This window comes from Streptomyces sp. NPDC046349, from assembly GCF_055587885.1.
On the sequence record NZ_JBVJFK010000015.1, the window covers coordinates 134555 to 147064 of the forward strand.

Genomic DNA, 12510 nt, shown 5'->3' on the forward strand with positions numbered 1-12510 from the left:
CCTGTCGGGCCGCGGGAACTGTCGGAGGCGGCCCCGAGGAGCGCGTAGGCTCGGCGGATGGCGAAATACTTCGACGTGCACCCCGAGAACCCCCAGCGGCGCACCATCGACAACGTGGTCGACATGATCCGCTCGGGCAGGCTCGTCGCGTACCCCACGGACTCCTGCTTCGCGCTGGGATGCCAGCTGGGCAACCGGGACGGCATCAACCGGATCCGTTCGATCCGCAACCTCGACGACCGTCACCACTTCACCCTGGTGTGCCAGAACTTCGCCCAGCTGGGGCAGTTCGTGCAGATCGACAACAACGTGTTCCGTGCCATCAAGGCGGCCACGCCCGGCAGTTACACCTTCATCCTCCCGGCGACCTCGGAGGTGCCGCGTCAGCTGCTGCACCCGAAGAAGAAGACCGTCGGCGTCCGGATCCCCGACCACGTGGTCACCCAGGCCCTGCTCGCCGAGCTGGGCGAGCCGCTGCTGTCCAGCACGCTGCTGCTGCCGGACGAGTCCGAGCCGATGACGCAGGGCTGGGAGATCAAGGAGCGGCTCGACCACGAGGTGGACGCCGTCCTGGATTCGGGTGACTGCGGCACCGAGCCGACGACGGTCATCGACTTCTCCTCCGGTGAGGCCGAGATCGTCCGCCGGGGGGCCGGGGACACCTCACGCTTCGAGTAGTCCGCCTGCTCGGCGTTTCGGGTGGCCCGCCCACCGGGCCGCTCAGGGGTCGGTCCGCACGTCCGAGTACCGGCCCAGGTACCGGAACCCGCCCGATTCGGCCCGGTAGAGGTGGGCGAGGGGGTCGCCGGTCAGGGCGCGCGTCCCGGGGTCGAATCCGACCGTCTTCGCGAGGCCCTCGTACGCCGTACGGAAGATCCTGCGGGACAGCCCCGCCCGGTCGCGGCCCTCCCCCTCCAGCCCGGTCAGGGCGGCGGCCATCAGCCCCACCGCGTCGTACGCCTCGGTGGCCCAGCGCGCGGGCGGCTCACGATAGGCCTTGCGGTGGGCCGCGACGAACTCGGCGGCGGCGGGCACGGCCAGCGGGTCGGTGTACAGGCTGCTGAACACCCAGCCTTCTGCAGCCCGGCCGGCCGAAGCGAGGAAGGCCGGTTCCATCGTGTGCTGGAGGCCCAGGCGCGGGCCCCGGAACCCGGCGTCGGCCAGTGCGCGGGCCAGCTCGGCAGCACGCTGCGCCGAGGTCCCGGCGTACACGACGCCCTCGGCGCCGTCCCCGGTCAGGGCGCGAACGGTGGCCGCGAAGTCGGAGCCGCCCTCGGGGACGCGGTGGACGCTCACGGTGCCCTGCGCCGGGGGGCTCTGCTGGAGTGCTCTGGTGACCTGCCACGCCGGTGGTCCGTCCGCGGCGTCCTCGACGACCGCCGTCCGGCGCGAGATCCGCACCTTGGACAGGTAGTGCAGGATCGGGATGCCGAGGCCCTCGTCGGGCGGGCGGGTCGCGCACGCCGTGCGCCACAGGGTCGTGGTGTTCTCCGGACTGTTCACGGACACGAGCACCAGGGCCAGGTCCGCGGCGAGGCAGGCCCCGGCGAGGTCGGGTACGGCGGCGTCCCAGGTGGGGCCGGCAACGGCGAGCACGGCCGGATCGGCGACCAGCTCCTTGACGGCCTGCGCGGCGCGCTGCCGGTCCCCGCCGTCGTCGGCGACGCGCAGGGCCAGCCGGAAGGCGGCGTCCGCCCGGGCGTTGTGCCGGTCCACGGCCAGCCGCATGCCCCGCTCGTGCGCCTGGCCGGTGGGCCTGCCGGGGCCCGTCAGGTCGGCCTGCAGGCCGAGCGTCAGGACCTGGAGGTTCCGGTCGCGGCCGGCGGTCGGGGTCCCGCGGCCGTCCGGCCCCCGCGTGGCGAACCAGGCGATCGGCGCGGCGGCGGCGACCAGGGCTCCGCCGGCCGCGAGCAGCCGTCTGCGGGTGAGCTGCCGGGCGGGTTCGGGGGCGTCGATCCGGGTGGGTTCGGGGGCGGGCAGGTCCAGGGCCCGGGTGGAGCGTTCGGCGATGATCCGGGGCAGCGGGGCGGGCAGCCAGTCCGCGGCGGCCTGCGGGCCCGCGCCGCCCGGGTCGGGTCCGAGCAGGGTGGTGAGTTCCCCGAGCGTGGGCCGGTCCGCCGGTTCCTTCAGCAGGCATCTGCCGACGGCTTCCCGCAACTCCCCCGGCAGCGAGCCGAGTTCCGGCTCCTCGTGGACGGTGCGGAAGACCACCGCGGCTGCGTGGCCGCCGCCGAACGGGCCGGACCCGGTCGCCGCGTACGCCAGGACGCAGCCGAGGGAGAACACGTCGCTCGCCGGTCCCGCGACGGGTCCTGCGGCGCGGGCCAGCTCCGGCGCCAGATAGCCGGGGGTGCCGACGACGGCGTCCGCGGCCGTGAGGGTGGTCGCCCCGGCCGCCCGCGCGATCCCGAAGTCGATCAGGCGGGGCCCGTCGGGGGCGAGCAGGACGTTTCCCGGCTTGACGTCGCGGTGGACCAGCCCGGCCGCGTGCACCTCTGCCAGTGCCTCGGCGAGGCGCGCGCCCAGGATCCGTACGGTCCCTGCCGGCAGCGGTCCGTAGCCGCCCACCGCCTCGGCGAGCGAGGGGCCGGGGACGAACGGGGTGGCCAGCCAGGGCTCGCGAGCCTCGGGGTCGGCGGCGACGACCGGCACGACCCAGCGGCCGGTCAACCCGCCGGCGGCCTGCGCCTCACGGCGGAACCGGGCCCGGAAAGCGGGGTCCGCGCCGTGGTCGGCGCGGATCACTTTGACGGCGACCAGCACGCCTTCGGGCGAACGGCCCAGGTAGACGGTGCCCATGCCGCCCGAGCCGAGGCGGCCCAGCAGTCGGTTCCCGCCGATCGCGGCCGGATCGGCGGGCAGGAGGGGTCGCATCCGGCGCTATCCGGCCGGGGCTTCGGCGACCGGCCCCACGTAGCGGATCCGGCCGCCTTCCACCTGATGGAGGAAGTAGGTGTTGCCCTTCACCGTCCGGTCCTCGCCGAAGGAGTACTCCTTGGTCAGACCGCGGAAGGAGCCCTTCGCGAGGGCCGTCAGCAGTTCGGCGCGGGCCGGGCGGCCCCCGCCGCGGGCTGCCGCGACGAGCCGGTCGATGACCAGGCCGGCCGCGTCGTAGGCCTCCGCCGTCCACGCGTCGGGCGCGGCACCGCCGTAGGCGGCCTTGTGCGCGCGGGCCAGCTCGGCTGTCTCCGGGGCCTCCGGGCCCGTGTACGGGGCGACGAACTGCCAGCCTTCGGCGGCCGGCCCCGCGGCGCCGAGGAACTCCGGCCCCATGACGGTGTAGTCGGCGGCCCGGTGTCCACGGTAGCCCGCGCCGGCCAGCAGGGTGGCGGTCCTGGCCGCTCCCCCGGGGGTGCCGGAGTAGAAGAAGGCGTCGATGCCGTGCGCGAGCATGTCGGTGACGACCGGGGACAGGTCCCGTGTGCCGCGCGGGACGACCCGCGGATGGACGGTGGCTCCCGGGATGTAGCCGGGGAGGGTGCGGGTGGCGTGGAGGACCGCCTGCCAGCCCTCCACGTCGCCGTCCCGGTCGCACAGGACGCCCAGTCTGCTCACCCCCTGCTGCCGGGCCAGTTGGCGGCCCAGGGCCGAGCCCTGGATGAAGGAGATGGGGCTGACCTGGAAGAAGCTGCGGCGGTCGGCGACGCTGAAGGCGCTCGCCAGGGCGGAGACGGTGAGCAGGGGCAGCCCCGCCTCCCCGTACAGCTCCAGGCACGGGGTGACCGAGGCGTTCGCGGTGGGGCCGATCACGGCGAGCACGTCCGGGTCGGAGATGAGGCTGGCCGCGGCGGCCGGGGAGCGGTCGGCCCCGCCCGCGTCGTCGGCGGTGGCGACGGTCAGCGTGAAGGGCTTGTCCTTGCGGGAGTTGAAGGCTGCGACGGCGAGCCGCACGCCGCGTTCCTGGGCTGTTCCGGCGGCCTTCTGCGGGCCGGACAGGTCGGCCTGTACGCCGATCACCCACGGGCGGGACGCGGCCGCGGGCGTGCCCTTCGGCTTGTCGTCGTCGCGCAGTGCCAGCCAGGCGGCCGAGCCGCCGCCGGCCGCGAGCACGGCGCCGGCCGCGAGGCCGAGGAAGCGCCTGCGGGACGGCGCCGGGCCGGTGTCGCCGGGCACGGGGGCGGCCTCCGGGTCGGCGACGGTCTCCTCGATGCCGGGCAGGGCGAGCAGGGCGGCGGCCCGTTCGGCGATGGTGGCGACGACGGGGTCGGGCAGCCAGTCGGTGCCCTCGCCCGGGGTGTCCTCGGTGAGGGCGTCGTCGAGTCCGGCCGCGGTGGGGCGGATGTCGGGGTGTTTGGCGAGGCAGGTCCGCAGCAGGGCCGTCAGTTCGGGGTCGGCGAGGAGCTCCGGGCCGAGGTCCGGCTCGTCGTGGACGGTGCGGTAGAGCACGGACTCCACGGTGCCGGTGCCGAAGGGCAGGCGGCCGGTGGCGGCGTACACCAGGAGGCAGCCGAGGGCGAAGACGTCGCCGGCCGGTTCGGCGGCGCTGCCCCCGGCCTGTTCGGGCGGGATGAAGCCGGGGGTGCCGAGCACGGCGTCGGCGGAGGTCAGGGCGGTGTGCTCGCCGCCGCGGGCGATGCCGAAGTCGATGAGCCGGGGCCGGTCCATGCCGAGCAGCACGTTGCCGGGTTTGACGTCGCGGTGGACGAGGCCCTGCGCGTGCATCACCTCAAGACCCTTGGCCAGGGCCTTGCCGAGGATCCGTACGGCACGCAGCGGGAGCGGGCCGTGGGCGGAGACGGCCTCGGCGAGGGAGGGGCCGGCGACGAAGGAGGTGGCCAGCCACGGTTCTCGGGCGTCGGGGTCGGCTGCGGTGATCCGGACGGCCCACGGGCTGTCGACCTCGGCGGCGATCGCGGCCTCGCGGCGGAACCGGGCCCGGTAGTCGGACTCTTCGGCGTACTCGGCGCGAATGACCTTGACGGCGGCGAGCGCGCCGTCGTCGGTGCGGCCGAGGTAGACGACGCCCATGCCGCCGGCGCCGAGCCGTCCCAGGAGGCGGTGGCCGCCGATCCGGGCCGGGTCCGAGGGGTGCAGCTGCTCCATCAGCCGGCCGCCTTTCCGAGGGCCTGCTTGGCCTGCGCGATCATGCGGCTGTTGCCCTGCACGACGAGCTGGGTGAGGGTCTCGTCCTTGAAGCCCTCGGCGCCCTTGCCGGTGATGGCCACGGTGACCGGCCCGAACTGCGCCTGGTACCAGAAGTACCGGTGGGGTCCGCCGTCCGCCTCGCTGACGTAGGTGCCGATCTCGCTGAAGGCGTCCTCGCTCCAGTTGTTCATCTGCTCGCCCTGGTACATCGCGTTGCCCAGCAGGCCTTTGATGTCCTCGCCCTCGCGCAGCTTCTGGTCGGGGCAGCGCAGGACCTCCTCCATGGCGCGGGCGGTCTCCCAGCCCGATTCCCCGCGGTCGCGGTGGACGGTCACCGTGGCGTTGAGCCGGACGCGTCCGTGGCCGTCCTGGGCCGGGATCCGGAAGTAGCGGGTGTTCGTGGCGAGCACGTCGGGCGGCAGCTCGGTGGTCTGCCAGACGCACCGTTCGTCGAGGACGGGCCAGCGGCCGGAGCTGCTCTCGAACGGTGTGCCGCGCACGACGGCCGGGCCGAAGGCGTCCTCGGTGATGAGGATCCGGGCGAGGAGTTCGCGGGCCTCGGCGGCCGTCTTCGGCTGCTTGGACTCGTCCAGTTCCGGTACGAGGGAGACGGCCGAGGGCGCGGTGGTGGACCTCGACGGCGCGGGTGTCGTGGCCGGGGCGCGGCTGGTCGCCTCGTCCTTCACCGTCCCGTCGGCCGTGCACCCGATCAATCCGGCCGTGAACAACAAGGCTGCCGCCGCGCAGCCGTGGGCGCGCAGCGCGCCATGGCGTCGTGTCACAGTACCCCCCAACGGCAGGGATGGTACCCCGCGACGGGGGCGCGCAACTCATCTATGCGCAACCGTTGTTGGCGTGCAGGATCACGGCTGGGCGGGGCGGTCCGTCGTCCTGGCGGATTCGTGGCGGGTGAAGCCGATGTGCGGGTAGTAGCCGACGGCGGCCGGCGCGGAGAGCAGGATCGCCTTCGCCTCGGGCGCCGCTTCCCGGGTGACCCGGACGAGGTGCGGCCCGCTCGACGTCGTGCACGGGGCGCAGCTCGGCGAGGGTGGACGCGCGGTAGACCCCGAGCACCTCTTCGACGTCGGGGTCGGCGCCGTTGACCCGCTCATACTCCACATCCCGCTGCAACTGCCCGCTCGGCTCTTCGAGTCGGAACCCGGCATGCGCGCCGCGCTCGCGGACCCACCCTCGCAAGTAATGGCCAAAAGCGCATCGGGGCTATCACAGGCCGGAACGGGCCGAATACAAACCGGTGGACCGGTATGCATTCCCCGGCGGGCGGGCATGCTGCAAGGGCTCGCGTTCTCGGGAAGGAGCGATGTGCTCACTCAGGTTCTCGACCGACTCCGACGGCTCCTCGGACGCTCCACCTCCACCGGCCCCGAACGTGACGGCGTCAGTCCGGCAAGTGCCCGGGCCCCGGTCTTCACGGCGGACTTCGGCTCGACCCGCCAGTGGGTCGCCGGCCGTTCCTGGGCCTATCCGAACGGCGGCCCCACCAACCCCGGCGACAACAAACTGGACTACCTGGTACCGGACCCCTCCTACAGCCGCACCGGAACCTTCCGTGCCGTCCGCCGCCCGGACGGCAAATGGAACGCCGGCCTGTTGACCACCGAGGGCAGCGAAGAAGGGTTCATGGTGCGGACCGGCGACATCCTGGAGTCCCGCGTCCGGCTGCCCGCCGAGCTCGGGGCCTGGCCCGCGGTCTGGACCTGGCTGGACGGCGACAACGAGATCGACGTCTTCGAGTACCACCCGGACAACCCCGACCTCCTCGAACTGTCCAACCACGTCAGGGGCGGCTCCCGTTACCACCGGGACCCGGCGGTCGGCCACGGCCGCTGGGTGGACCTCAAGGTCGAGTTCGGATCCCGCTCGGTGGTGTGGTGGGTCAACGGCAAGCAGGTCTTCGCCGACCGGCGGGGGGTGGGGCGGCGCTGGCGCGCCTACCTCATCGTCAACCTCTCGGTCTGCGCCGGCCGCTACCACCCGGCGCCCGACGCGGACGTGTCCGAAATGGCCTTCGAGGTGGCCTACCTCCGGGTGATCCGCCCGTAGGTCCTCCCTTTCGGATCGGATCTTGTCCGTTGAGCCCGCGCCGTCCGGTGCCGTGCAGTCCCGGGGCGGAGGGGCTCCCGAATACGGGACGTACCCGGGAGCCGCAGCCACGCGGCGAGGTGCGGTGCCGGGCGGCGCGGGCCCGGCACGATCCGAAAGAGACGGCCTGAGGGCGGCTTGTCGATCAGACCGGATCAGCGCCCGGCGAGCCCGGCACGCCGGCGGAACACACCCCGGACCGCCCCTACGCGGCTCCGTCGGCGGCTGCGGTCGCACAGCTCTCGTGGCCCCAGCGACTGCCGTTCTTGGCGATCATGTCGCCGACGGCGTACGGCTTCCCGCAGGGGCAACTGCCGGGGAACTTCGCCTTGATGGCCCGGCTCCCCCGGCCCGCCGCGGACCCGGCGGCCGATCGCTTCCTCGTCCCGCCGGACTTGGGGCGCACGGCCGCGGCGGGGGCCGGTACGGGCATGTCCGCGTGTCCCAGGGCCGTGCCCGCGGCCTCCTGCCGGAGCGCCGCGTCGCTGGCGGCCTGGTCGGCGATGGCGTTCAGGTGGTCGCCGTCCTCGCGGTGCGCGGGAACGTAGCGGAACGTCACATCGCGCTCGGCCAGCAGCCGGTCGATCTCCTCGACGAGTTCACGGTTCGCGACGGGGCCGCCCGAGGACGTCTTCCATCCGTTGCGCTTCCAGCCGGGCAGCCACTGCGTGACCGCCTTCATCGCGTACTGCGAATCCATCCGCACCTCGACGGATGTCCCGGGCGCCAGCGCCTCCAGGAGTCGCTGGAGCGCGGTCAGCTCCCCGATGTTGTTGGTGGCCCGCCCCAGCGGACCGGCCTCCCAGCGCTCGGGGCGCCCCTCGGCGTCGGCGATGACCCAGCCCCAGCCTGCGGGTCCGGGGTTACCCTTCGCCGCTCCGTCACAGGCGGCAATGATGCGATCAGACATCCCCCGATCATGCCTCATCCCCGGGGCGGTACGGCCCGCGGCCGGTCAGGAGCCCGGTCCATCCTCGGCGAGCAGCCCGCACGTGTCGAAGTTCATGCATCCGCAGGCGAGGCATTCGGCGACGGCGTCGCGCAGCATCTGCGTCTGCCGGATGAACAGGTCCAGCTCGGGGAGCTTGCGTTGGGCGAGGGCCCGCCACTGCCGGGTGGCCGCGCGGTCCGCGTCGGTGTCCAGCAGGGCGCGGATCTCGGCCAGGGTGAAGGCCGCCCGCTGCGCCATCTTGATCAGCGCGATCCGCCGCACGGTGGCGACCGGGTAGACGCGCCGGCCCGCCGCCCGCTCCGGGGACGGCAGCAGGCCGACGCTCTCGTAGTAGCGCAGAGCCGAGGGCCGCATTCCCACCCGCTTCCCGAGCTCCCCTATGCCGAGCTGTCGCACCGATCACTCCCCCTTGACCTCGAGCGCGCTTGAACCAGGAGTCTGTACCCGCCCGCCAGGCGGGTCCGGGTGAGGGCGAAGGCCACGCAGGTCCGCAGCACCTGGGCGGGGGGCAGGCCGGTGATCCGGCGCCCGGTCTCGCCGGGGACCCCGCCGAAGCTCCGGCCGTGGCAGCCTCTCGCCGTGGCCGGTTCCCACCACGGTCGCCGGCCCGCGCCGACCGCGCCCATGGCGCCCCGGTCGCACAGCTCGGCCTGCGGGGAGGTGGTGCGGGGTCGGTACGGCGCCCCTGCGCAGTGGGCCACGGCCTGCCGTGCGGTGGCCCGCTCCCTGCCTGCGCCCCGAATGCGGGCCGGTGGCGCCGTCGGGGCTGTCGTGGTCGATCGGATCCCGGTCGGCGAGCGCGTGCGCGAGGGTGGAGGTGGAGCCCTTGCGGGTGGAGAAGCTGTGGATCGGCGGCGCCGTGCCGGTGGCGCCCGCCCGGCCGACCGGACGGACCGGCGTGAGGGTCGAGTTCGCCATGCGGGTGGGGTGCGACGGGCAGGCCGCTCTCCCGGCGGACGTCACCCGTCCTTGGACGATGCCGTCGATTCGCGCCCGGAGGTCCGCGCCGGGCCTGCGGTCCACGCGTGCAGCGTGGCACCGTCGGGGCCGGGCGAACGGATCAGGGCCGTGCGGCGCTGCCGCACGGCCCTGATCGTCCCCTCCCCCGGTTCACCCCGGTGGAGGAAACGGTCCTCCGGAGCCCGGGCCCCAGCCCGGGCCGGCCGGGGATCAGGCGGGGGTGATGTTCTCCGCCTGCGGGCCCTTCTGGCCCTGCGTGATGTCGAAGGTCACGGCCTGACCCTCCTGGAGCTCACGGTAGCCCGTGGCGTTGATCGCCGAGTAGTGGGCGAAGACGTCCGGGCCGCCACCGTCCTGGGCGATGAAGCCGAAGCCCTTCTCAGAGTTGAACCACTTCACGGTTCCCGTAGCCATGTTCATGCCTTCCCGTTGACGTACGTCCCCCACACGGCGTGGAGGACGGAGGTGATCGCCCTGGTCCTACGGCACAACACAGCAAAACTGCCCACACCTGTTGGCGCGGGCAAGGCACTTGGAACCACGACAGCTACCGGAGAAGGTACACGCCTGCACGCACTGTCACCAGGGGGAATGATCACGCCTGCACGGCGGGAATTCACCCTTGTACGGACTTGCCGGGCGGCCCCGCGTGAAAAAACGTCGAGCACCCTCCCCTGAATGCCGTAGGGTGAGGTCCATCGACGCGGGGTGGAGCAGCTCGGTAGCTCGCTGGGCTCATAACCCAGAGGTCGCAGGTTCAAATCCTGTCCCCGCTACTGCTCGGAAGGGCCCGGATCCTTGTGGATCCGGGCCCTTCCGCCGTTCCGGGCGGACGCCGTGGCGCGGGCGGCACGTCCAGGCCCGCCTCACTCCGGGCACCGTGCCGGACTCGTGGCGCCGCCGCCCCGCTTCCGCCGACGCGACGATGGGCGGGCCGACCGCCATGTGACCGCAGTCACAGAAGTTCCCGTCGTCCCCTGTCGACCGGATGCGGCGTGCCGGGCGTATGCCCTGTGAGAGGGCCACATGGATTCGGGAGCGATTTTTGACCGTCGAGGAGTTCGAAGCGTTCTACGCACAAGCGGCGGGAAGGCTCACAGGACAGCTGTACGTGATGCTCGGTGACCACCACGAGGCGCAGGACGTGGTGCAGGAGGCTTTCGTCCGCGGCTGGGGGCGCCGGCGCCAGCTGGACCGCGACGGCCGGCCGGAGGCATGGATCCGCACCGTCGCCTGGAGGCTCGCTGTCAGCCGCTGGCGGGTGCGCCGGCGTTCCGCCGACGCCTGGCGGCGCAGCCCTCCCGCGCCGCACGTCGAAGGCCCCGGGCCCGAGGCGGTGGCTCTCGTGGAGGCGCTGCGGCAGCTGCCGCTGAAGCAGCGCCGCACGATGGCGCTGCACTACCTGTGCGACCTGACGGTCGAGCAGATCGCCCTCGAGACCTCGCTGTCCGCGAGCACGGTCAAGACGCACCTCTCCCGCGGCCGGGCCGCGCTCTCACGCCAGCTGCAGGATCCGCGCACCGAGGAGGCTCCCGATGCCTGAGTTCCACGACCCGCTGCGGTCCGCCTTCCGCGCCGCGGCCTCGGCCGGGCAGTCGGCGGCCGCGCTCCCGCCCGTCTCCGCCATCGAGCAGCAGGGCGAGCGGGTCCGGCGGCGCCGGATCGTGGGCATCGCCGCCGCCTGCTGTCTGCTGGTCGGCGGATCCGGAGCGGCGCTGGCCGCGTTCCTGCCGCAGGACTCCGGCCGCCCGACGCTTCCGGCGACCACCCCCACTCCCGTGCCGCCGTCCGATCTGCCGACCTCCCTGCCGACGTCCGCGCCTCCCTCGGCGCCGCGAACCACGTCGACGCCGGGCCCGCCCACCTCGACCGCCGGGGTGGGCGGCCCCGACGCCACCTGGACGATGAGCGCCCATCCGCCCCAGGGGTCGGCGTATCCCGGCACGCCCACCAGGACCGCGCAACCGCCCCGGTAGCGAGGTGTCCCGCGGACCGGCCCGGCCCGCGGGACACCTCCCCGCGGCGCGCGGCGCCCGCCGCGCGCACGCCCCGTACCCGCCACAACCCCACCGCCGCCTGCGGACACCGGCCCGGAAACCCGTTCCGGCGGTTCCGCACACCCTCAGACGGCCAGGAGATCCCTTATGTCCGTTTCAGCCCCGCAGTGCGAGGCCGAGGCCCCCCGCTCGCGTCCCGCCCCTGCGAGCCGTCCCGCGGCCCCCCACCCCCACCGTCCTCGAGGGCTGCGGGCCCTGCGGTGGTTCGGGCCGGCCGACCGGGAGGTGCTGTGGCTCTACCTGCTGACCCGCGTCGGCATCTGGGCCACCGCCGGCGCCGTCGGCTGGCTGTTCCCCCCGGACGGCGAGAGCCGCCGGCCCGCGGCGCTGCTCGCGCCCTGGGAGCGGTGGGACTGGGAGTTCTACTTCCGCATAGCCGAGGACGGCTACTTCCCCGACGCGGCGGGGCCCTGGACGGCCGGCTGGGACAACAGGGAGGCCTTCCTGCCCGGTTTCCCCCTCGCCCTGCGCGCCGTGCACACGGTCGTCCCGTCCTGGGCCGCGTCCGGAGCGCTTGTCTCCTTCGTCGCGGGAGGCGTCGCCGTGCTCGCCCTGGCCCGTCTCGCGCGCGGCCGGCTGGGCGACGCCGAGGCCGGCCGACGTGCCGCGGCCTTCCTCCTGGTGTCGCCCTGCGCGGTGTTCCTCGCAGCCGGCTACACCGAGTCGCTCTTCCTCTCGCTGGCCCTGCCCGCCTGGCTGGCGGCCCGGCGCCAAAGCTGGGCCACCGCGTCCGTCCTGACCTGCCTGGCCTGCTCGGTGCGGGTCACGGGGCTGTTCCTCGCGGCCGCGCTGGCCCTGCACTTCCTCCTGACCGCGCGGAGCGGCGCCGCCCGGCGGGCGGCCCCCTGGCTGCTCCTGCCGGCCCTCCCCCCGCTGCTCCACAGCTGGTACCTGCACGCGTGGACCGGGGACTGGATGGCGTGGAAGCACGCCCAGGAGCGGGGCTGGTACCGGGATTTCCACCTGCCGTGGGAGGCCTGGTCCAACACCTGGACGGCCGCCTTCGCACACACCCAGCCCACGGGCCACGCGTTCATGTGGCAGGCGGAGCTCCTGGCCATGGTGACCGGTGTCGTCCTCCTGGCCGTGCTGGTGCGGGGCCGCCGCTGGCCGGAGGCCCTCTACATCGCCCTCACCCTGTGGGCCCTGGGCACCTCCTACTGGTACACCTCCGTGCCGCGCTCGACGCTGCTGTGGTGGCCGCTGTGGATCACCCTGGCCGGATGGAGCCTGCGCCGTCCGTGGGTGCGGAGCGCCTACCTGTACGTCGCCGGACCGCTGTGCACCACGGTGGCCATCACCTTCCTCACGGGACGCTGGGCCGGTTAGGCGTGTCCCGGCGGCCGAACGGGC

Annotated in this window: 12 protein-coding genes and 1 tRNA gene; 6 read left to right on the forward strand and 7 right to left on the reverse strand. The window is 73.9% G+C overall.

Features of this window, described 5'->3' with window-relative positions; translation table 11 throughout:
• Nucleotides 1-57 precede the first annotated feature (57 nt).
• A complete protein-coding gene (locus ACZ6JS_RS30940; protein ID WP_469302847.1) occupies nucleotides 58-678 on the forward strand; it encodes an L-threonylcarbamoyladenylate synthase in 621 nt (206 codons plus the stop codon).
• Nucleotides 679-720: 42 nt separating this feature from the next.
• On the opposite strand, the gene ACZ6JS_RS30945 is transcribed toward ACZ6JS_RS30940, so the two are convergent.
• The 4 genes from ACZ6JS_RS30945 to ACZ6JS_RS30960 all read right to left on the reverse strand — a co-directional run bounded on the left by ACZ6JS_RS30945 (nucleotide 721) and on the right by ACZ6JS_RS30960 (nucleotide 6197).
• Entirely contained in the window at nucleotides 721-2874 is a 2154-nt protein-coding gene (locus ACZ6JS_RS30945; RefSeq protein ID WP_469302849.1) for a bifunctional serine/threonine-protein kinase/ABC transporter substrate-binding protein, read from the reverse strand.
• Between the two features lie 6 nt (nucleotides 2875-2880).
• A complete protein-coding gene (locus ACZ6JS_RS30950) occupies nucleotides 2881-5043 on the reverse strand; it encodes a bifunctional serine/threonine-protein kinase/ABC transporter substrate-binding protein (protein ID WP_469302850.1) in 2163 nt (720 codons plus the stop codon).
• The gene (locus tag ACZ6JS_RS30955; protein ID WP_469302851.1) at nucleotides 5043-5867 is read right to left on the reverse strand and encodes a hypothetical protein; all 825 of its coding nucleotides are present in this window, start codon (nucleotides 5865-5867) and stop codon (nucleotides 5043-5045) included. The genes ACZ6JS_RS30950 and ACZ6JS_RS30955 overlap by 1 nt, the downstream gene beginning before the upstream one ends.
• Nucleotides 5868-5948: 81 nt before the next feature.
• Nucleotides 5949-6197: a hypothetical protein gene (locus ACZ6JS_RS30960; protein ID WP_469302853.1), complete on the reverse strand. Its 249-nt coding sequence runs from the start codon at nucleotides 6195-6197 to the stop codon at nucleotides 5949-5951.
• Between the two features lie 211 nt (nucleotides 6198-6408).
• Here ACZ6JS_RS30960 and ACZ6JS_RS30965 point away from each other — a divergent pair, with 211 nt between their 5' ends.
• Complete coding sequence (locus ACZ6JS_RS30965) at nucleotides 6409-7149, forward strand: LamG domain-containing protein (protein WP_469302855.1); 741 nt, start codon at nucleotides 6409-6411, stop codon at nucleotides 7147-7149.
• A gap of 244 nt (nucleotides 7150-7393) precedes the next feature.
• Here ACZ6JS_RS30965 and ACZ6JS_RS30970 read toward each other — a convergent pair whose 3' ends face one another.
• From ACZ6JS_RS30970 to ACZ6JS_RS30980, 3 genes are all read right to left on the reverse strand, one after another.
• The gene (locus ACZ6JS_RS30970; RefSeq protein WP_469302857.1) at nucleotides 7394-8098 is read right to left on the reverse strand and encodes a ribonuclease H family protein; all 705 of its coding nucleotides are present in this window, start codon (nucleotides 8096-8098) and stop codon (nucleotides 7394-7396) included.
• 45 nt (nucleotides 8099-8143) lie between these two features.
• Nucleotides 8144-8536 (reverse strand): MerR family transcriptional regulator, encoded by a 393-nt coding sequence (locus tag ACZ6JS_RS30975; RefSeq protein ID WP_469302859.1) that lies wholly within the window; start codon nucleotides 8534-8536, stop codon nucleotides 8144-8146.
• 774 nt (nucleotides 8537-9310) lie between these two features.
• On the reverse strand, nucleotides 9311-9514 hold the full coding sequence (locus tag ACZ6JS_RS30980) for a cold-shock protein (RefSeq protein WP_030036890.1): 204 nt from the start codon (nucleotides 9512-9514) through the stop codon (nucleotides 9311-9313).
• A 288-nt stretch (nucleotides 9515-9802) separates the two neighbouring features.
• Here ACZ6JS_RS30980 and ACZ6JS_RS30985 point away from each other — a divergent pair.
• The 4 genes from ACZ6JS_RS30985 to ACZ6JS_RS31000 all read left to right on the forward strand — a co-directional run bounded on the left by ACZ6JS_RS30985 (nucleotide 9803) and on the right by ACZ6JS_RS31000 (nucleotide 12486).
• A tRNA-Met gene (locus ACZ6JS_RS30985) sits at nucleotides 9803-9876 on the forward strand.
• Between the two features lie 269 nt (nucleotides 9877-10145).
• Complete coding sequence (locus tag ACZ6JS_RS30990; protein WP_469302861.1) at nucleotides 10146-10643, forward strand: SigE family RNA polymerase sigma factor; 498 nt, start codon at nucleotides 10146-10148, stop codon at nucleotides 10641-10643.
• Entirely contained in the window at nucleotides 10636-11076 is a 441-nt protein-coding gene (locus ACZ6JS_RS30995; RefSeq protein ID WP_469302863.1) for a hypothetical protein, read from the forward strand. Before ACZ6JS_RS30990 ends, ACZ6JS_RS30995 begins: the two co-directional genes overlap by 8 nt.
• A gap of 168 nt (nucleotides 11077-11244) precedes the next feature.
• A complete protein-coding gene (locus ACZ6JS_RS31000; RefSeq protein ID WP_469302864.1) occupies nucleotides 11245-12486 on the forward strand; it encodes a mannosyltransferase family protein in 1242 nt (413 codons plus the stop codon).
• The last annotated feature ends 24 nt before the right edge of the window (nucleotides 12487-12510 follow it).